Origin of the sequence: Pseudomonas fluorescens, from assembly GCF_902498195.1 — a bacterium.
Classification (GTDB): Bacteria; Pseudomonadota; Gammaproteobacteria; order Pseudomonadales; family Pseudomonadaceae; genus Aquipseudomonas; species Aquipseudomonas fluorescens_BU.
Genome location: NZ_CABVIY010000003.1, coordinates 111,048 through 130,326, shown reverse-complemented (window position 1 = coordinate 130,326; position 19,279 = coordinate 111,048). Strand labels below are relative to the sequence as shown.

Sequence of the window (19,279 nt, the reverse complement as noted above, 5' to 3'; positions counted from 1 at the left end):
CTAAAAACCCAAGTGCTTAAACCCGCGAAAACTTCATGGACTAGCCTGATTGCAAGTTCGGCGGAGTGAACTCCATGTCATTGGCTGAAGAACAAAAACTGCAGCGGCGCAAGGAAACCCGGCTGTTCCTGTTCCTGGTCGTCTGCCTGTTCCCGCTGCTGTCGGTCGCTATTGTCGGCGGCTACGGCTTCATCATCTGGTTTTTGCAAATGATCTACGGCCCGCCCGGGCCGCCCAACTGATCACTCTCTGTTGGAGTCAGCGCATGGACGAAGCCCTGCACATTGCCAGTCTTGTAGTACTTGCACGCCCGGAACTTTTCGACGCCGTTAAAGCCAACCTGCGCTTATTGGATGGCGTTGAACTGCATCAGGAAAGTGCCGCCGGAAAACTGGTGGTCGTTCTTGAGGCGGACCATGAAAACCAGATTCTTCAACGTATCGAGCAGATCAACAATTTGCCGGGCGTACTTAACGCCGCGTTGATCTATCACGAAATCCTCGATCCTGCCGGAGACATCGAATGAGCCTGTCGCGTCGAGCATTCGTCAAAGCCCAGGCCGCCGCCATTGCTGCCTCCGCGGCTGGCCTGCCGATTTTCACCACGGCCAGCAACCTGGTCACCGAAGCGGACATGGTGACCCTGGACTGGAACAAGGCGCCCTGCCGTTTCTGCGGCACCGGTTGCAGCGTGATGGTCGCGACCCGGGACAACCGGGTGGTCGCCACCCATGGCGACGTCAAGGCCGAGGTCAATCGTGGGCTGAACTGTGTGAAGGGTTACTTCCTGTCCAAGATCATGTACGGCGTCGATCGCCTGACCCAGCCGCTGCTGCGCATGAAAAACGGCCAGTTCGACAAACAGGGTGAATTCGAGCCGATCAGCTGGGACAAGGCCTTCGACATCATGGAAGCGAAATTCAAGCAGGCCTTGAAGACCAAGGGACCGGAATCGATCGGCATGTTCGGTTCCGGGCAATGGACGGTGTGGGAAGGCTACGCCGCCAACAAGCTGATGAAGGCCGGCTTTCGCAGCAACAACATCGACCCCAACGCCCGCCATTGCATGGCTTCGGCGGTGATGGGCTTCATGCGCACCTTCGGCATGGACGAGCCCATGGGTTGCTACGACGACATCGAAGCCACCGACGCCTTCGTGCTGTGGGGCTCGAACATGGCCGAGATGCACCCGATTTTGTGGAGCCGGGTCACCGACCGGCGCCTGAGTTACCCGCACGTGAAGGTCGCGGTGCTGTCGACCTTCGAGCACCGCAGTTTCGAACTGGCCGACATTCCCATGGTGTTCAAGCCACAGACCGATCTGCTGATCCTCAACTACATCGCCAACCACATCATCGAAAGCGGCGCGGTCAACAAGGACTTCATCAGCCAGCACACGCGCTTCGCCCAGGGCGCCGATGACATCGGCTATGGGTTGCGCCCGGACGATCCACGGGAAAAACAGGCGAAAAACGCCGACAAGGCCAACACCTGGACAGACATCTCCTACGAGCAATTCGCCGCCTTCGTCAAACCCTACACCCTGGAGCGCACCGCCAAGGAAACCGGTGTCCCGGCCGAACGCCTCAAGAGCCTGGCTGAGTTGTACGCCGACCCGAAACGCAAGGTCGTGTCGTTCTGGACCATGGGCTTCAATCAGCACACGCGCGGGGTGTGGGCCAACAACCTGATCTACAACATCCACCTGCTGACCGGGAAGATCAGCGAGCCGGGCAACAGCCCCTTCTCGTTGACCGGCCAGCCCTCGGCCTGTGGCACCGCGCGCGAAGTCGGGACCTTCTCCCATCGCCTGCCCGCCGACCTGGTGGTGACCAACCCCAAGCACCGCGCCACCGCCGAAAAAATCTGGAAGCTGCCCGACGGGACCATCCAGGAGAAAGTCGGTTTTCACGCCGTGCAACAGAGCCGCATGCTCAAGGACGGCGTGCTCAACGTCTACTGGACCCAGGCCAGCAACAACATGCACGCCGGGCCCAACATCATGCAGGAAGTCCTGCCCGGCTGGCGCAACCCGGAAAACTTCGTGATCGTCTCTGACGTCTACCCCACGGTGTCCGCCCAGGCGGCTGACCTGATCCTGCCCAGTGCGATGTGGGTGGAAAAGGAAGGTGCCTTTGGCAACGCCGAACGGCGCACGCAATTCTGGCATCAGTTGGTGAGCGCACCGGGCGAGGCCAGGTCGGATCTCTGGCAATTGGTGGAGTTTTCCAAGCGTTTCAAGATCGAAGAAGTCTGGCCGGCCCAGCTGCTGGCCAAGTCGCCTGAATACAAGGGCAAGACCCTGTTCGACGTATTGTTCAGGAACGGCCAGGTCGACCAGTTTCCGGTTGGGCAGATCGAGGACGGCTACAAGAACGACGAAGCCACGGCCTTCGGTTTCTACCTGCAAAAAGGCCTGTTCGAAGAATACGCCCAGTTCGGCCGTGGCCATGGTCATGACCTGGCCGCCTTCGACCGTTACCACAGCGAACGCGGCCTGCGCTGGCCGGTGGTGGATGGCAAGGAAACCCGCTGGCGCTATCGCGAGGGCTACGACCCTTATGTGGAGACCGGCAGCGGCGTGCAGTTCTACGGCTACCCGGACAAGAAAGCGATCATCTTCGCCCTGCCCTACGAGCCGCCCGCCGAAGCCCCGGATGCCGAATACCCGTTCTGGCTGAGCACCGGCCGGGTACTGGAACACTGGCACACGGGCAGCATGACCCAGCGGGTCGAGGAACTGTACAAGGCCGTGCCGGACGCGCTGGTGTACATGCACCCCGAAGATGCCAAGGCGATGAAGGCGCGGCGTGGCAGCGAGGTGAAACTGATCAGCCGGCGCGGCGAAATCCGCGCGCGCATCGAAACCCGAGGGCGTAACAAACCACCGCGCGGCCTGGTGTTCGTGCCGTTCTTCGATGCCAACAAGCTGATCAACAAGGTCACGCTGGATGCCACCGACCCGATCTCCAAACAGACCGACTACAAGAAATGCGCCATTCGCATCGAGTTGATCAGCGCGGCTTGAGGAGAACCGTCATGACCTTTCGAATCCTGCCGCTGGTTTTTCTCGCTGTCATCGGTGTGGCCATTGCCGCCGAAGTCGACTACCCCCTGGACGCGCCGGGCCCGGACGGACGTCGTCCCGGTGGCACGCTGACCCAGAGCATGCCCGCCCCGCCGATTGCCAACGATGAAAACAAGGACCTCAAGCGCGAACGCAATTACCCCGACCAGCCGCCGACCATCCCCCATAGCATTCGCGGTTACCAGATCGACAAGAACGGCAACAAATGCCTGTCCTGCCACAGCCGGGCCAACAGCGCACGGACCCAGGCGACCATGATCAGCATCACCCACTACATGGACCGCGATGGCCAGGCACTGGCCGCCGTCTCTCCGCGCCGCTACTTCTGCAACCAGTGTCATGTACCGCAAAAGGAAGTGCTGCCGCTGGTGGGCAACAGCTTCGAGACCATCGACAAAATCCTGCAAGACGACGCCAACGCCGCGCAGAAACCTTGAGGAGGCGCCATGAAAGCACTGTTCGCCCTGCTTAAGGACTACTGGGGCATCCTCTGTCGGCCGAGTGTCTACTTCAGCCTGGGTTTTCTGACGCTGGGGGGCTTTATCGCCGGGATTATTTTCTGGGGTGGTTTCAACACGGCGCTGGAGCTGACCAACACCGAGAAGTTCTGTATTTCCTGCCACGAGATGCGCGACAACGTGTATGTCGAATTGCAGGACACCATCCACTACACCAACCGGTCCGGCGTGCGCGCCAGTTGCCCGGACTGCCACGTCCCCCATGAATGGACCCACAAGATCGCCCGCAAGATGCAGGCGTCGAAGGAAGTCTGGGGCAAGCTGTTCGGCACCATCGACACCCGCGACAAGTTCCTCGCCCTGCGCCGTGAACTGGCGGAACACGAATGGGCCAGGCTCAAGGCCAACGACTCACGGGAATGCCGTAACTGCCATAACTTCGAATTCATGGACTTCACCCGCCAGAGCAAACGTGCGGCCGCCATGCATTCAACGTCACTGGCCAAGGGTGAAGCCACCTGCATCGACTGCCACAAAGGCATTGCGCACAAGCTGCCGGACATGAGCGGGGTCAAAGGCTGGTAGCGGCTCAGTTACTGGCGACGTGAGCCGCATTGGCGGATGTCATCAACGCTTTGAGCGATGCATCGAACTGCTTCAGGGCGTTGACCTGCAACTCGGTCTGCTGATCGATCTGCGCGGCGATCTGCGGCGCGGCTTTGCCATGCACCCAGACCGATGGCATCTGCTGCGCACGGGAGCCTTCGGCCTGCCCGATGTATTGCAGGTTGGCGTCGTAAAACTTGGCGAGGAACCGCGCTTCCACCTGATTGTTGCGCTTGGACACCAGCCGGCTGTAGGTGTCGAGCATCACCACCACATCCGGATGCGCCTGCACCGCCGCATCAAGATTGTCGTAGACCGTCACCGAGGTGAATTGCTTCTGCAACGAACCCATCAACCAGGTGATCGCCCGCTGCGGATCGGAGCTGTCGACAAAAGCCTTGGCGATCTGCGCATTCATCTCGGGATTCTGCGCACCCTTGACCGCCACCGCGTGGTAGCTCTCCAGGTATTGCTGGGTATTGAGGGTGTTTTCGCTGTAGAGCACCGCCACAGAACGGGCCTGTTGCAGGCTGGCAGTGCTGTCGGCGATCGGCAGGAAATGGCAGGTTTGCCCGTCCGCCATGGCCGGCAAGGTGGCGCCAAGGCTGCCAGTCAACACGGCGACAACCGCCAACAGGGTCGAAATTCTCATCGCGCAGGTTCCTTCAAAGGCGAGATCGGTATGACCCTATCCTCCTCCGATGACAGAAAAACAGAACTTGCATTCTTTAATGATGGATATCGAGGAAATGAATGGTAGCTATCAGTGCAACACCCCAATCGCCCGCCGATACTTCTCAACCCGCTCCAGATCTTCCCAACTCGGCTGGGCAATCCGCGAGAGGTCGCTGTTTTCTTCCAGCTCCGCCAATTTCACTACCCGGCCAATCGGGTTCTGCGCCGCGCGAGCGATGAAGTCCTCGGAGGATTCGCCGGGCACTTTGGTCACGGCTTCAATGGCCGTCAACACCGTTTCACTGAAGCCTTCTTCACGCAACTCATCAAGGCTGATGTCACAGTCCTCGACCACGTCATGCAGCACCGCGATGATGCGTTCTTCCAGCGTGGTGACTTTGAGGATCACCCGCCACCAGCTACACCGTTCTCCTCATTGACAACCAAGCCCCATCCGCGAGCTCCACAACGGAATCAGCGAACGCCTCAACGCCGTCCTCCGATACCTGCACCTCATGGCCTGCACTAGCCTCCCCGACTACGCCGAAAACGACATCAACTCCGTGACAAACATCAGCTGAATCCTGCTGCAGGATATGCTCGACGTTTTTAGCGTGATTGAGCAGCGAGGGTTTGAGAAAGCTGACACGCAGTGACCTGATGCGAGAATCGAGTAGGAGGCGATTTCAGAACCGTCGTCCTCTAACACCACCGTATATAGCGACACCCTTTGCCTCTGGCTAACCGAACTACAGCACACCAACGGCGCCGGGGACGATGTCGTTGCTGCGCTCCGAGAAGAGAATCTGGGGCGCGCCATCTTCGGCCAATTGTTACAGGCACCGGCTCAGCTGCTTGGATTTCAGCGGATCCTTCAAACGTACGCAACGGAATAGATCCGAAGCGAAGTGCGGGATCCCGGCCAAGCCCAGGGTTTCGCCTTCACTGAGGGTGTCGCCGATCAGGGTGGTGCCGTGTTTGCGCAAACCGATGATTTCGTCAGGCAACGTTTATTGTATTCAAACGTCGTAAATAAAATGAAAGAGTCTTACAAAAAAATGGATCTGCCTGAAAGAATTTTCCGAAAGATCAAACAAAAATATATGACCCCTTGAAATTTCAAACCTCAAAAAATATACATATACCCACAAAATACCAATCTCAAATCACACGCTGTCTTTTAAAAAAACCGGTGCATTATGAAAAACGCTATATCACCCACAAGAAGTGAAAATTTCTCCGAATGGTATCAACAAGTCATCAGCCAGTCTGAACTAGCGGAAAACTCTCCCGTTAGAGGTTGCATGGTCATTCGCCCTTGGGGCTATGGCATATGGGAGCAGATTCAACGAGAGCTTGATCAAAAATTCAAAGATACAGGCCACGCGAACGCATATTTCCCACTTTTGATCCCCTTATCCTTTTTTCAAAAAGAAGCAGAACATGTCGATGGTTTTGCCAAGGAGTGCGCAGTTGTAACCCATCACCGCCTGGAACAGACAGCAGATGGAAAACTCACTCCTGCAGGCGAACTGGAAGAGCCTTTGATCATCAGGCCTACCAGCGAAACGGTGATCGGTGCCTCCTTTTCACGATGGGTGCAAAGTTATCGGGATTTGCCGCTACTCATCAACCAGTGGGCCAACGTCCTGCGCTGGGAAATGCGTCCAAGGATCTTCTTGCGCACCTCAGAGTTTCTGTGGCAGGAAGGCCACACCGTTCACGCCTCCAGTGAAGAGGCCTTGGACGAGACGCTGAAGATGCTGGATATCTATGAGCGGTTTACTGTCGAACACTTGGCCATACCAGTAATCAAGGGCGAAAAGTGCTCATGGGAACGTTTCCCGGGCGCCGTCAATACCTACACCATCGAAGCGATGATGCAGGACGGCAAGGCCTTGCAAGCGGGGACCTCACATTTCCTGGGACAAAACTTTGCCCAGGCATCAGACATCCGCTTTGTTAACAAGGAAGGGGTAAAAGAACTGGCTTGGACCACTTCATGGGGCGTTTCCACACGATTGATTGGTGCAATGATCATGGCCCATGGCGATGACGACGGCCTGGTGATGCCACCGCTGGTGGCACCGACGCAAGTCATCATTGTTCCGATCGTACGCGGTGTGCAGGATGCCGAAGCTATCCATGCCTACTGCGATAAGTTGCAAAAGCAGATCTCCCGAAAAAGACTGAACGGGCAAAACCTGCGTGCTAGCGTAGATAAGCGGGACATGAATGGCGGCGAAAAAAAGTGGTATCACATCAAGCGCGGTGTGCCTGTTCGGGTCGAAGTCGGGATAAAGGAACTGGAACAGAACATGGTCACTTATTCCTGCAGAGACAGCAGTAAGAAAATCTTGAATGTGGACATCAATATTTTTGTAAAAGACGTGTCAAAAATTCTGAAGACTATCCAGATAGGCATGCTTGAAAGTGCCAAAAAGAAACTATTCTACAATACAAAGACTGTCACCACCCTCGAAGACTTTAAGCAAGCACTCAAGCGCAAAGACAAACTCAATACATTCGTTCTCGCGCCTTTCATTGATGACGAAAGAGTTGAGAAGACCATCAGCGAACTGGGTGTAACTGTTCGCTGTATTCCACTGGTTCAGCCCAAGGCTGCAGCTACCTGTTTGTTTACGGGTCAGCCCACCAGACTCTGGGCACTCTATGCAAAGTCATATTGATCCCTGATCACCAACAGCCCCACTTGCCAGGGGCTGTTTTGTTTCCGGTCGGATTAACTTGCCCCCTTCTACATAAAAAATCACACCGCCGACCATCAGCAACGCCAACAAGTACAACAAAAAAATACAGCGGATTGAAGTCGGCAAGAATAAAACCACAGACCACCGGCGTCGACGCCGCGCCCAGGTACGTGATGTTTTGCGAGCTGTAGTAGACCCCAGCCATGTGCGCCGGTGCGATACGCGTGATGTAGAAAAACTCCAATGGCTGAATGATGATTTCTCCCACCGTAAAGATGGCAGTGAACAAGCCCCATAAATAGAGGGTGCTGGAGAAAGCAAATCCCATCAGCCCGATCACGAACGCCAGAATGCAGCCGCAGGTCCAGTATCTGAATCGTTCAGCAGCCACCCTGCGACCGATTTGGTATTGCAACAGGATCGAAGTCAGCGCATTGGTGACAAATACACCTTTACCAACACCGCGTATGCATTGGGGCCGCTGATCGGACTGTGGCTGAATCGCCAAGGTGTTTCGCCATTGCTGTTCTGCAGCGCATCGGCGCTGATCTTTATTCTGGTTGCCGTCAAGGCTTTGAGACTCAACCCGTCCAGTACCGAGCCAAACACCAGGCTGGACACTGAACTCAGGAGAATAAACCCGCCGGCAAACAGCCCGATTTGATCCACCGAAAGGTCGAAGCGCTCCTTCAGAAAAATCAGAAAGTAGGAAAGAAAAGCGGCGCGTGCCAACGTCGGGAAAAACGACAGCGGCACTACCAGTGCCGAACCGCTGAACAACCGACTCAGGCCCATCCGGTTAAATACGTCCATAGACCACACGCGTTTTATAGTTAAGTGAGACAAGGCCGTTTTGCTGGTACTCCTGATGCAAGGCGTTCAGGGCGTTGCTGGCCGTACGATATTCGAGTGTTCCTGGCTGCGCCGCATAGGAACAGGACAGGGTTCTTTCAAGCAGACCCGACTCGCTCAGCTGTTGACTATTGTGGAACGTGCGTTCCTCGTAGGGACCGGGAAAAAACTGCTGGATCCGGCTTTCCAAGGCTTCGTCGATTTGCAACGTCTCGGCATAACGTTCGAAGGCATCGTTCAGCAATTGTTCGTAAGCACGGTGAAACTCATCGCAGTCGGGGCTGCGTATATTCCAGATGAGGATCACTGGATTGTCGGTCGCCAGCACCCGTCGGAATTCAGCCTGGGTCTTGCCTGGTTCGAACCAGTGAAAGGATTGCCCGCACACCAGCGCCGTTACCGAGCACGGAGCAGCACCCAGTTGTTCGGCCGTTCCGGAACGGTAATTTGCGCTTGGCTGCCCGTTGTTTGCTTTGGCCTTGGCCAGCATGTTTGCGTCAGGTTCTATTCCAATCATCGGCATGCCGGTAGCCGCCAGTTGCCGAGTCAGTATCCCGGTTCCCGACCCGACATCCAGCACTGGCAATCCAAGCGATAAATCGAGCTGACTATGGATGAACAGGATGGCCTCTTGCGGATAGGAAGGTCTGGCACTGTCATAAACTTCAGATTTGTTGACGTAGGCAGCGGCGAGTGAATGGACCATTTCAAAGCTCCTTATAGGGGTCTTTAAGCTTGATGCTGTCATCCAGTAGACGGGAAAACAGGGCGATGAAATCCCTAGCATGTGCAAAAGCCGGCATGGTGCCTTCAATGAGATGCAAGTCGTCGACGACGATCGAAAAAATGATCTTCACTGCGCCTTCGGGGGCCAGGTAACCGACGTTGTTGTAATTGCGGTAGCCGATACCATGTTTGTCACCAACCTGGTCCACATCAGTGAGCCAACTCCTGATGGCAGTGGTGTCCTGCTGTGCGCGCATGCAGTTCAGGCCAAACTCGCATAACTCCCGGCGGATAAAAGCCCCACCGGCAGGTAAGCGGCTGTTTGCACCCTCGACTAGTATCGACAGGGCCGTCACCAGATCCGACGCTGTGGTTGTATTGACGGCGCTCAGTGGATGATCGGCAGTCAACGCCTGACTCGGCACCGCCGACAAATGCCTGGTCCCGGACAGCCCCAATAGAGTCGACAACGCGTTCAGACGCTCAAGACCGAGCTGGTCCACAAGATAAAACGTCGCAACGTTGTCACTTAATCCCATCATCAACTTGAGCAGTTCCGCCACGGTGAATGCCCGAGGGCTGTCCAGCAACCAAAGCCCGCCACAACGTTGATCGCCTGCTTTCTGGTTATCCACCAAGACGCTGTCGCTCAGCGCCAGCTCTCCATGTTCAATCAGCAGCAGCACTGCAACCAAGATGTAAAGCTTGCGGGTACTAGAGGCGGGAACACGGGCGTGCTCATTGAACGCATGACGAGTGCCGCGAAGCACATCGTAAATGCACCAGCGGTAGGAACAGGCCGGCTCATGTTGTGCCCGTTCGATCATCCGCTGACCGATAACATGCAATGGCCAACCACCGCTGTCCAACCAATCCTGCACCTCAGGTTCAACCCTCATTCAATGCAAACTCCTGCAGTTTTTGCCCCACCAGTCTGGCGACCGATATTGCTTGGGAACGAATAAAAAAATGATCCCCCTCAATGACTGACACCTGGCATCCACGGGAGGTATGACGTGTCCAGCCTGGATAGTCTTCGAAGAGACTGGTGACCTTGTCCTGGCTGCCCAGCAACAGATCGATAGGCACGGAAACAGGAGTGACGGCGCTTTTCGAAAGGTTTATAGCCAACTGAAAATCGGCCCTGATCATAGGCAGTGCCGCGTCCATCAGTGCCGGATTGGCCATCAATTCCGGTGGTGTTCCCCCCAGACCTGCTAGCACCCGCAATAAGGTTGAATCGCTCAGATCCCGCTCGCGGATACGCATGGCCTCGGCAAACCGTTCAGGTTCCAGGCATCCGCTGACGAACAAGCGCACGGCTTTGAGCCCCCGCGTTTGTTCCAGCACCCACTGGAACTCAAACGCGATACGCCCGCCCAGACTGTGGCCGAAGAGTGCGAAGGGGGGGACGCACCATCGAGCGTAGTGGGCCAGCAAGTAGTCGATCAGTCCGTCGCGGGTGACCAATGCCGATGTATCCTGCGCACCTCAGTGCTGTGGCGATAGTTGAGGAAGTTGATTCCCAAGTCCGAAAAGTAAGTGTCGTGCGCCATCCCGGAAAACGCCGAAACTTCACCAACTGCTCCAGGAACCGTGCACAAACCCAAGATCTTTCGCCCAGTACCTTGGCGTCAATATTCATGAAGCCAGCGATACAGGATGGGCCGGCTAGTAACTGGCGGATAAAAAGCAAACCCTGCTCACTGTTGTGGCTGTTCAAGCCACTGGCTTTAAGTACCTGCATTCGCTGGTAGTTATCGCGCAGTTTTCCGACATCGCCCCACACCCCCCAATTGACCGTCAGTACCCTGGCCGCCTGGGGGAACAATGCCTCATGGGCGGCGTCAAGAAAGGCGCTGGCCGCACCATACGTCGACTGTCCGCCATTACCCAGAATCGAAGTGGCCGAAGAGAAATTGAAAACACTGTCGATCGCCCGTCCTTGGTTACCCGCAATCAGGTAGCGATCAATGCCGTCTTTGGCGCACTGGAGCTCGGGGTAGGGCTTGCCAAAGCGCTGGCCGTACCAGAGGTGTACGCGGGCCTGGTTGCGGATTTCTATATTGGCGTCCAGATCCTGGAACAGGTGCCGGGCCGACTGGATCACTTCGTTCTCGGCTTCCCATGACAGGTCCCTGTCGAAGTAGAAAATGTCGTAATCCTTGATGCCCCAGTCGGCCGACCGGTGCGACTGCTGATTCCACACGGCCTGGAACAGGCAGCCGGCGGTGAGCATGCATTGATCAAGGCCCAGTGATGGCAGGCGTGAGGTGATGGCTGCGTTGATCGGGTTGGTCATTGCGATCCTGACCAACTCTTCGGCGGTCAATGGCATGTTCATTCCTTGAAAGGCACTGCAGTCCGGGGACGGAGTGCTATCAGAAGTTCGTCGGCATGTTCGCGCTGATAATCTCCGCCTCATCCTACCCAATATTGCGAAACCGGTGCGGCAACGTCGTCGGGAAGTAATAGCAATCGCCCGCATTGAGCACGCTAATCTGCCCATCAACGGTGAGCTCAACCTTGACAAGTGTCACAAGCCCGCACTCCTCGCCTTTAAAGCCATGATCGGCTCTTCCCCGATACTCGCGCCCGATGCGTATTACTCGCGCAACAAACCCATTTACCGACTTGAACTAAAGAATGAAAGTTGGCCTGACTCTTTTTTGACCCTAGATAATGAGCCGTGGAACTTATACTTTTTCAAAAGCTTTGTCAGACTCATCTGAATGGGCTAAAAGATAACTACGCCCTTCATGGGTAAAAGTGTAGACATAATCACTAATCCCACCTCTATAGCTTCGCTCAAGTAATTTTTTGCGCACCAACTCACCGAGATCAAACTCAGTTTTTGTTTGCGAGTGAGCATTATTTTTTATTACGGTTTTTTCTGGCCCTTTTCCATCAAGCTTCTCAATAAGACGCAGAATATTAAGCTGACTCGGTTCAATAGAGGCAAATTTATCAGAAGGAACTTCTACCTCCAAATCCGATACATCAGGACTAGCATTGGCAACTTGTGATTTCAGCCGCTCAATTTCTCTATCTTTTTTATCTAATCGCTCTTCATACTCCGCCTCAATTCTCGCCAACTCAGACCTAATCCTTCTGGACTCCTCTATTGTCAGCGGAGTCTCTTCCTCGATTCTTCTTTTAATTTCCGCAATTTCTCTTTGTCTTGTCCGAGAAAACTCATAAACATATTTTGCAGGATAGGGATAAATAAATATATACAGAACAGATGTTATCAACGGGCAAAAAAAGCCTTTTAACAGTACACTCTGCGCATCTGGAAACACAATAGCATCTATAAGTTCAAAGGTTTTTGCCACACCTTCCGCCGAAAAAAGAATGACGAAAAACTTATAGTTCCACAAGCACCAAGAAAGGAGAAAACTTCCGGCGAGCGGATTTGATAACCGTTCATCAATTTGACTTCTTATCGACCCAAACACTTGCTCAAACATGGAAGCCCCTTTAGCTAAATAAGTCCCACATAAAATCCACGTACGCGCAATGCACTAGGCTTTACTTTCGCAACTTATCTGATTAAGCAATAGCCCAAACCAACCCAACCCAACCTCAGAAGTTCGCCGGTGTGTTCGCGCTGATGATCTCCGCCTCATCCTGGCCGATATTGCGAAACTTGTGCGGCAACGTCGTCGGAAAGTAATACCCGTCTCCGGCACCGAGCACACTCACCTGCCCGTCCACCGTCAATTCGACCGTGCCGCGCGTCACTAACCCGCACTCTTCCCCTTCCGAATGCACGATCGGTTCTTCACCGGAGCTGGCGCCCGGCGCGTATTGCTCGCGCAACAAACGCATTTGCCGGCTCGGGACGGAAGCGCCGATCAGCAGCAGGCGCAGGCCGTGGCGACCGAGGTCGGGTTGTTCGCTGGCGCGGAAGACGTATTGGTGTTCGCGTGGCGGCTGGTCGAAGGTGAAGAAGTCCGCCAGGGACATGGGGATGCCTTCGAGCAGTTTTTTCAGGGAACTGACCGATGGGCTGACGCGGTTCTGCTCGATCAGCGAGATGGTGGCATTGGTGACGCCACTACGCCTGGCCAGCTCGCGCTGGGACAGTTTGTAGCTTTCGCGTACTAATTTGAGTCGTGAGCCCGTATCCATGACAGCCTTATGTGCTTGGTACTTAAGGGTAATGGGGGTGGAGTGCAGGCGCGGATCACGCCGTTTTCCGGTCCCGGAAACGTGAAAGGCGGCTATTAAATCACGTTTGTTGGTGTTGCTGTAGGAGCTGCCGAAGGCTGCGATCTTTTGATTTTTTAGATCAACATCAAAAGATCGCAGCCTTCGGCAGCTCCTACAGGGGGTACGTGTTGCCAGTTGCGGCATAAAACGCTGGCGGCCTTCTCGGGGACGGCCGCCGGCGAGGTAAAGCCTAGATCCCGAAACGGTCGCGCAGCGAGTAGTACACGGCGCCCATGGCGGTGAGCGGTGCGGAGAACGTGCGCCCGCCGATCATCGGCATGTGTGGCAGGGAGGCAAACGCGTCGAAGCGTTCGGCGTCGCCGCGGATCATTTCCGAGATCAGTTTGCCCGCCAGGTGCGAGCAAGTGACGCCGTGGCCGCTGTAGCCTTGCATGTAGTAGGCGTTTTTCTCGATACGGCCGAATTGCGGCATGCGCGACATGGTCAGCAGGAAGTTGCCGGTCCAGCGGTAGTCGATCTTCACGTCCTTCAATTGCGGGAAGGTCTTGAGGATTTTCGGGCGGATCAGTTGTTCGATGTCGTCCGGCTCGCGGGCGCCGTAGACCACGCCACCGCCGTAGAGCAGGCGGTTGTCGGCGGTCAGGCGGAAGTAGTCGAGCAGGTAGTTGCAATCTTCGACGCAGTAGTTGTGGGTGATCAGGCTCCTGGCCTGTTCTTTCGACAACGGCTCGGTGACGACGATTTGCGAACCGCAGGGCATGCTTTTGCTGGTCACGCGGTTGTCGAGGCCCTGCGGCAGGTAGGCGTTACCGGCGATCAGCAGGTACTTGGCCCGGACCACGCCTTTGGCGGTGCGCACGGTGATCGGTTCGCCGTAGGTGATTTCCACCGCCGCCGACTGTTCGAAAATCTTACCGCCCAGGCCGATGATCGCCGACGCCTCACCCAGCGCCAGGTTCAGCGGGTGAATGTGCCCGCCCTGCATGTCCAGCAGGCCACCGACGTAGTTGTCGCACCCCACTTCGCGCTTGATGTCCGACTCGCTGAGCAGGGTCAGGTTCTTGTTGCCGTAGCGTTCCCAGCTTTTCTTCTGCTCGGCCAGGCCCTTGAACTGCTTCTTGTTCAGCGCCGCGAAGATGCCGCCCGGACGGTAGTCGCACTGGATGTCGTAGTGCTGTATGCGCTGGCGAATGATGTCGGCGCCTTCGAAGATCATGCTGCCCAGCACTTCGGCGGTCCTGTCGCCATAGCGCTCTTCGATGACGTCGACGTCGCGGCTATAGGAGTTGACCAGTTGACCGCCATTACGACCGCTCGCGCCGAAGCCGACTTTGGCCGCTTCCAGCACGGTGACGCTGTAGCCCGCTTCGGCCAGGAACAGTGCCGAGGACAGGCCGGTGTAGCCGGCGCCGATCACGCAGACGTCGCATTCCACCAGCTCTTCAAGCACCGGGAAATCGCCGGTGAAGTTGCGGGTGGCGGCGTAGTAACTGTTTACATGGGATTGTTTCATAGGATTCTCCGATGACCGCCGGTCACAACCGGCGGCCGCCGCTTTTATAGTTGTTAGAGCTTGATCCAGGTCGCCTTGAGCTCGGTGTACTTGTCGAACGCGTGCAGCGATTTGTCGCGACCGTTGCCCGACTGCTTGTAGCCACCGAACGGCGCGGTCATGTCGCCGCCGTCGTACTGGTTGACCCAGACGCTGCCGGCGCGCAAGCCACGGGCGAAGGTGTGGGCCTTGCTCAGGTTGCTGGTCCACACGCCTGCCGCCAGGCCGAAGATGCTGTCGTTGGCAATCGCCAGCGCTTCTTCAGCGGTGTCGAAGGTGATCAGCGACAGGACCGGACCGAAGATCTCTTCCCGGGCGATGGTCATGGCGTTGGTCACGCCGTCGAAAATCGCCGGTTCCACGTACAGGCCACCGGTGTCTTCAAGGGTGCGCTGGCCACCGGCGATCAGTTCGGCGCCCTGCTCCTTGCCGATGTCGATGTAGCGCAACACGTTGTCCAGTTGACGCTGGTCGACGACGGCGCCGACGGTGGTCGCCGGATCCAGCGCGTGCCCCGGTTTCCACGCTTGCAGGGCTTCCACCAGCAGCGGGATGAACTGGTCGCGGATCGACCGTTCCACCAGCAGGCGCGAGCCGGCGGTGCAGACTTCGCCCTGGTTGAAGGCGATGCCGCTGGCGGCGGCCTGGGCCGCCACGCGCAGGTCCGGCGCGTCGGCAAACACCACGTGCGGGCTCTTGCCGCCGGCTTCGAGCCAGACGCGTTTCATGTTGCTTTGCCCGGCGTAGATCATCAGTTGCTTGGCAATCGCCGTGGAGCCGGTGAACGCCAATACGTCGACGTCCATGTGCAGCGCCAGCGCCTTGCCGACGGTGTGACCGTAGCCCGGCAGCACGTTGAACACGCCTTTGGGGATACCGGCGTCGAGTGCCAGCTGCGCAATGCGGATCGCGGTCAGCGGCGACTTTTCCGAAGGCTTGAGGATGAACGAGTTGCCCGCGGCCAGCGCCGGGGCGAATTTCCAGCTGGCCATGATCAACGGGAAGTTCCACGGCACGATGGCGGCGACTACACCGGCCGGCTCGCGGGTCACCAGACCCAGCTGATCGCGGGGCGTGGCGGCAACTTCGTCGTAGATCTTGTCGATGGCTTCGGCGGTCCAGCGGATCGCGTTGGCGGTCGCCGGGATGTCGACGTTCATCGAGTCGCTGATGGGCTTGCCCATGTCCAGGGTTTCGAGCAACGCCAGTTCTTCGCGGTTTTCCAGGATCAGGTCGGCGAAGCGGATTAGCACGCGCTTGCGTTCGGCCGGGGCCAGGTTGGCCCAGACGCCGGACTCGAAGGTACGGTGGGCGACGGCGACGGCAGTGTTGGCGTCGGCTTCGTCAGTGCTGGCGACGTTGGCCAGGAAACGGCCGTCCACCGGGCTGACGCATTCGAACGTCGCACCGCTGGCGGCCGGGCAATATTGACCGTCGATGAAGGCACGGCTTTCGATGTTGAGGGACTGGAAGCGTTGCTCCCAGTCGCTGCGAGTGATTGTCATGGTTGTGACTCGACGCAGGGAATTGGTGACTGGCGGGCGAACACCACCAATCAAATTTTGATAACCCGATCCCCTGTAGGAGCTGCCGAAGGCTGCGATCTTTTGATCTTGAAAAGCAAAGTCAAAAGATCGCAGCCTTCGGCAGCTCCTACAGGATGGTTCACACGTCAGGTGTGCCCATCAGACGGTATGCAAGTACCAGTTGTACTCAAGGTCCGAGATGGAGTTCTCGAACTCGGCCAGTTCGCTTTCCTTGCACGCCACGAACACGTCGATGTACATCGGGTCGATGTATTTGGCCATGACTTCGCTGTCGTCCAGCTCGCGCAAGGCGTCGCGCAGGTTGTTCGGCAGGCTTTGCTCGTTCTGCTCGTAGCTGTTGCCTTCGACGGGCGCGCCCGGTTCGATCTGGTTGGTCAGGCCGTGGTGCACACCGGCCAGGACCGACGCCATCAGCAGGTACGGGTTGGCGTCGGCGCCGGCCACGCGGTGCTCGATGCGCACGGCATCCGGCGAACCGGTCGGCACGCGGACCGCCACGGTACGGTTGTCGATGCCCCAGCTCGGCGAGTTCGGCACGTAGAACTGGGCGCCGAAACGACGGTAGGAGTTGACGTTCGGGCAGAGGAACGCCATCTGCGCCGGCAGGGTCTCGAGCACACCGCCGATCGCGTGACGCAGCGCGGCGTTCTGCTCGGGATCCTCGCTGGCAAAGATGTTGTTGCCTTCCTTGTCGAGAATCGAGATGTGCACGTGCAGACCGTTACCCGCCTGGCCCGGATACGGCTTGGCCATGAAGGTGGTGTCCATCTCGTGGTCGTAGGCGATGTTTTTCACCAGACGCTTGAGCAGGACGGCGTAGTCGCAGGCCTTTATAGGGTCGGACACGTGGTGCAGGTTGACTTCGAACTGCGCCGGGGCACTTTCCTTGACGATGGCATCAGCCGGGATGCCCTGCTCTTTCGCGCCTTCGAGGATGTCTTGCAGGCAGTCGACGTATTCGTCGAGATCGTCGATCAGGTACACCTGGGTCGACATCGGACGCTTGCCGGAGACCGGCGAACGTGGCGATTGCGGACGACCGTTCACGTTGTCCTGGTCGATCAGGTAGAACTCCAGTTCGAACGCGGCGCAGATGGTCAGGCCCAGCTCGTCGAACTTGCGCACCACATTGGCCAGCACTTCACGCGGGTCGGCGAAGAATGGCTGGCCTTCCAGTTCGTGCATGGTCATCAGCAGTTGCGCGGTCGGGCGCTTTTGCCAGGGCTCGATGCTCAGGGTGCCGGGGATCGGGTAGCAGATCCGGTCGGAGTCGCCGATGTCCAGACCCAGGCCGGTGCTTTCCACCGTGGAGCCGTTGATGTCCAGAGCAAACAAGGACGCCGGCAGGTTGATGCCTTTCTCGTAAACCTTATGAAGACTGGTGCGTTCGATGCGCTTGCCGCGCACCACACCGTTCATATCCGCAATCAGAAGGTCGACGTACAAAACCTCAGGATATTTCTTAAGGAATGCGTTTGCTTCGTTGAGTTGAACGGTACGCAGAGGGACCGACATGATGCACCTATTTAGCTGTTAATTATTATGTTCACTGCCCTTTCACGTAGCCAGTCAATCCGAAAGGCAAAGTGAAGTCAATAGTGAACACTCAGCCTTTGAGCGTTTATTTTCGGGCCTCTCAGAGGCACGAGAGTGCCAGAAACGCCCTGAAACACACGTAAATCCTGAACTTCAGACGTGTGGCGTTTAGAATTTTTGACATGAGAGTTGTTAATTAAAATCAACAAAGCTAAGCTGCGGAAAAGCTCGTTCAAGTGTGAAACTTCGAGGTGATAAAAATGGCATTCAAGCCATTGATCGGCGTTACTGCATGCGTCAAACAGATTGGCCTGCACCCCTACCATGTCAGCGGCGACAAGTACTTGCGTGCTGTCAGCGTTGCGGCACTGGGGTTGCCCGTCGTCATTCCTTCCCTGGCCGAACTGACCGAAATCGAGGATCTGCTGCCGCAGCTCGACGGTCTGTTGCTGACCGGCTCGCCTTCGAACGTGGAACCCTTCCACTACCAGGGCCCCGACAGCGCGCCCGGCACCGAACACGATCCCCAACGGGATCGCACCACCCTTCCCCTGATCCGCGCGGCGATTGCCGCTGGCGTTCCGGTGCTCGGCATCTGCCGCGGCTTTCAGGAGATGAACGTGGCGTTCGGTGGCAGCCTGCACCAGAAGGTCCATGAGCTGCCCGGCTTCCTCGATCATCGCGAAGCCAACCATCCGGACCTGGCCGTGCAATACGCTCCCGCCCATGCGGTGGACGTGCAGCCTGGCGGTGTCTTCGAAGCGCTGGATTTGCCCTCGGTGTTCCAGGTCAATTCGATCCACAGCCAGGGCATCGACCGCCTCGCTCCCGGCCTGCGCGCCGAAGCCGTCGCGCCCGATGGCCTGATCGAGGCGGTGTCGGTGGAGAACAGCAAGGCTTTCGCCCTCGGCGTGCAATGGCACCCGGAATGGCAGGTCCTGGACAATCCGCCCTACCTGAGCATTTTCCAGGCGTTCGGCCAGGCGTGCCGGCAGAGGGCGGCGCTGCGCAATTCGCGCTGACGTAAAACCCGATCAACCCATTGACTGCCCCCGTGAGCCAGGCGGGCGTGCCTCTGCGCGCCCGTCCCTCACGACAACAACACACTGCAATAACAACAAGTACCGCAGCCAGGAAGGCGGCACCGGATAAACCCGGATGGTGGATGCAGCGCAATCCCCGGTAGGAGCTGCCGCAGGCTGCGATCTTTTGATCTTGATTTTGAAAAGCAAAGTCAAAAGATCGCAGCCTGCGGCAGCTCCTACAGGGATCGCGACCAGCTGACCGCTCGGGTTTGCAATCAACTATTAAGTCAGGCCGCGTTGGCCCGACGACTGAAACCTGTTGGGAGTT

General features: G+C 57.1%; 18 protein-coding genes and 5 pseudogenes. 8 read left to right on the top strand and 15 right to left on the bottom strand.

Annotated features, from left to right (window positions below; translation table 11 throughout):
• Positions 1 to 74: 74 nt before the first annotated feature.
• Genes napE through F8N66_RS11485 form a run of 5 tightly spaced genes read left to right on the top strand, consistent with a single transcriptional unit; the run spans position 75 to position 4,130 of the window.
• Positions 75 to 242 (top strand): periplasmic nitrate reductase, NapE protein, encoded by a 168-nt coding sequence (gene napE, locus F8N66_RS11505; protein WP_150770281.1) that lies wholly within the window; start codon positions 75 to 77, stop codon positions 240 to 242.
• A 23-nt stretch (positions 243 to 265) separates the two neighbouring features.
• Positions 266 to 526, top strand: coding sequence for a chaperone NapD (locus F8N66_RS11500; RefSeq protein WP_150770280.1), 261 nt, complete (start codon positions 266 to 268; stop codon positions 524 to 526).
• Positions 523 to 3,027, top strand: a complete 2,505-nt coding sequence (gene napA, locus F8N66_RS11495; protein WP_150770279.1) for a nitrate reductase catalytic subunit NapA — start codon at positions 523 to 525, stop codon at positions 3,025 to 3,027. The genes F8N66_RS11500 and napA overlap by 4 nt, the downstream gene beginning before the upstream one ends.
• Before the next feature lie 11 nt (positions 3,028 to 3,038).
• On the top strand, positions 3,039 to 3,524 hold the full coding sequence (locus F8N66_RS11490; RefSeq protein ID WP_150770278.1) for a nitrate reductase cytochrome c-type subunit: 486 nt from the start codon (positions 3,039 to 3,041) through the stop codon (positions 3,522 to 3,524).
• A 9-nt stretch (positions 3,525 to 3,533) separates the two neighbouring features.
• Complete coding sequence (locus F8N66_RS11485) at positions 3,534 to 4,130, top strand: cytochrome c3 family protein (protein ID WP_150770277.1); 597 nt, start codon at positions 3,534 to 3,536, stop codon at positions 4,128 to 4,130.
• Positions 4,131 to 4,134: 4 nt separating this feature from the next.
• On the opposite strand, the gene F8N66_RS11480 is transcribed toward F8N66_RS11485, so the two are convergent.
• Together F8N66_RS11480 and F8N66_RS11475 are read right to left on the bottom strand one after the other, a co-directional pair.
• On the bottom strand, positions 4,135 to 4,803 hold the full coding sequence (locus tag F8N66_RS11480) for an ATPase (RefSeq protein ID WP_150770276.1): 669 nt from the start codon (positions 4,801 to 4,803) through the stop codon (positions 4,135 to 4,137).
• 111 nt (positions 4,804 to 4,914) lie between these two features.
• Positions 4,915 to 5,238: pseudogene (locus tag F8N66_RS11475) on the bottom strand (GTP pyrophosphokinase); the annotation flags it as partial.
• On the opposite strand from F8N66_RS11475, the pseudogene F8N66_RS31715 reads away from it, so the two are divergent.
• Positions 5,238 to 5,482, top strand: a pseudogene (locus tag F8N66_RS31715) (fructose-bisphosphate aldolase); the annotation flags it as partial. The pseudogenes F8N66_RS11475 and F8N66_RS31715 sit on opposite strands and share 1 nt — an antisense overlap.
• A gap of 96 nt (positions 5,483 to 5,578) precedes the next feature.
• Here the strand turns inward: F8N66_RS31715 and prfC are convergent.
• Positions 5,579 to 5,824, bottom strand: a pseudogene (prfC, locus tag F8N66_RS11465) (peptide chain release factor 3); the annotation flags it as partial.
• Between the two features lie 201 nt (positions 5,825 to 6,025).
• Between prfC and proS the strand changes: the two are divergent.
• On the top strand, positions 6,026 to 7,516 hold the full coding sequence (proS, locus tag F8N66_RS11460) for a proline--tRNA ligase (RefSeq protein ID WP_150770275.1): 1,491 nt from the start codon (positions 6,026 to 6,028) through the stop codon (positions 7,514 to 7,516).
• Positions 7,517 to 7,523: 7 nt separating this feature from the next.
• Here the strand turns inward: proS and F8N66_RS11455 are convergent, their stop codons facing one another.
• The 12 genes and pseudogenes from F8N66_RS11455 to F8N66_RS11395 all read right to left on the bottom strand — a co-directional run bounded on the left by F8N66_RS11455 (position 7,524) and on the right by F8N66_RS11395 (position 17,905).
• Positions 7,524 to 8,045: a hypothetical protein gene (locus F8N66_RS11455; RefSeq protein WP_150770274.1), complete on the bottom strand. Its 522-nt coding sequence runs from the start codon at positions 8,043 to 8,045 to the stop codon at positions 7,524 to 7,526.
• Positions 7,964 to 8,350: a hypothetical protein gene (locus F8N66_RS11450; protein WP_150770273.1), complete on the bottom strand. Its 387-nt coding sequence runs from the start codon at positions 8,348 to 8,350 to the stop codon at positions 7,964 to 7,966. The genes F8N66_RS11455 and F8N66_RS11450 overlap by 82 nt, the downstream gene beginning before the upstream one ends.
• Entirely contained in the window at positions 8,337 to 9,095 is a 759-nt protein-coding gene (locus F8N66_RS11445) for a class I SAM-dependent methyltransferase (RefSeq protein ID WP_191622976.1), read from the bottom strand. The genes F8N66_RS11450 and F8N66_RS11445 overlap by 14 nt, the downstream gene beginning before the upstream one ends.
• 1 nt (position 9,096) lies before the next feature.
• On the bottom strand, positions 9,097 to 10,014 hold the full coding sequence (locus F8N66_RS11440) for a serine hydrolase (protein ID WP_150770271.1): 918 nt from the start codon (positions 10,012 to 10,014) through the stop codon (positions 9,097 to 9,099).
• The gene (locus F8N66_RS11435) at positions 10,004 to 10,555 is read right to left on the bottom strand and encodes a thioesterase II family protein (protein ID WP_191622975.1); all 552 of its coding nucleotides are present in this window, start codon (positions 10,553 to 10,555) and stop codon (positions 10,004 to 10,006) included. The genes F8N66_RS11440 and F8N66_RS11435 overlap by 11 nt, the downstream gene beginning before the upstream one ends.
• 352 nt (positions 10,556 to 10,907) lie before the next feature.
• Positions 10,908 to 11,453 (bottom strand): annotated as a pseudogene (locus tag F8N66_RS31705) (nucleotidyltransferase family protein); the annotation flags it as partial.
• A gap of 88 nt (positions 11,454 to 11,541) precedes the next feature.
• A pseudogene (locus F8N66_RS11425) lies at positions 11,542 to 11,720 on the bottom strand (cupin domain-containing protein); the annotation flags it as partial.
• Positions 11,721 to 11,811: 91 nt separating this feature from the next.
• Positions 11,812 to 12,585: a hypothetical protein gene (locus F8N66_RS11420; protein ID WP_150770269.1), complete on the bottom strand. Its 774-nt coding sequence runs from the start codon at positions 12,583 to 12,585 to the stop codon at positions 11,812 to 11,814.
• A 115-nt stretch (positions 12,586 to 12,700) separates the two neighbouring features.
• Positions 12,701 to 13,249, bottom strand: coding sequence for a cupin domain-containing protein (locus F8N66_RS11415; protein WP_150770268.1), 549 nt, complete (start codon positions 13,247 to 13,249; stop codon positions 12,701 to 12,703).
• Positions 13,250 to 13,520: 271 nt separating this feature from the next.
• Positions 13,521 to 14,804 (bottom strand): NAD(P)/FAD-dependent oxidoreductase, encoded by a 1,284-nt coding sequence (locus F8N66_RS11410; protein ID WP_150770267.1) that lies wholly within the window; start codon positions 14,802 to 14,804, stop codon positions 13,521 to 13,523.
• A 53-nt stretch (positions 14,805 to 14,857) separates the two neighbouring features.
• Positions 14,858 to 16,348, bottom strand: coding sequence for an aldehyde dehydrogenase (locus F8N66_RS11405; RefSeq protein WP_150770266.1), 1,491 nt, complete (start codon positions 16,346 to 16,348; stop codon positions 14,858 to 14,860).
• Between the two features lie 180 nt (positions 16,349 to 16,528).
• A complete protein-coding gene (locus F8N66_RS11395; RefSeq protein ID WP_150770265.1) occupies positions 16,529 to 17,905 on the bottom strand; it encodes a glutamine synthetase family protein in 1,377 nt (458 codons plus the stop codon).
• Positions 17,906 to 18,186: 281 nt separating this feature from the next.
• On the opposite strand from F8N66_RS11395, the gene F8N66_RS11390 reads away from it, so the two are divergent.
• Positions 18,187 to 18,948 carry a gamma-glutamyl-gamma-aminobutyrate hydrolase family protein gene (locus F8N66_RS11390; RefSeq protein ID WP_150770264.1) on the top strand — a complete coding sequence of 254 codons (762 nt, stop codon included), beginning with the start codon at positions 18,187 to 18,189 and terminating at the stop codon, positions 18,946 to 18,948.
• Positions 18,949 to 19,279: the final 331 nt, after the last annotated feature.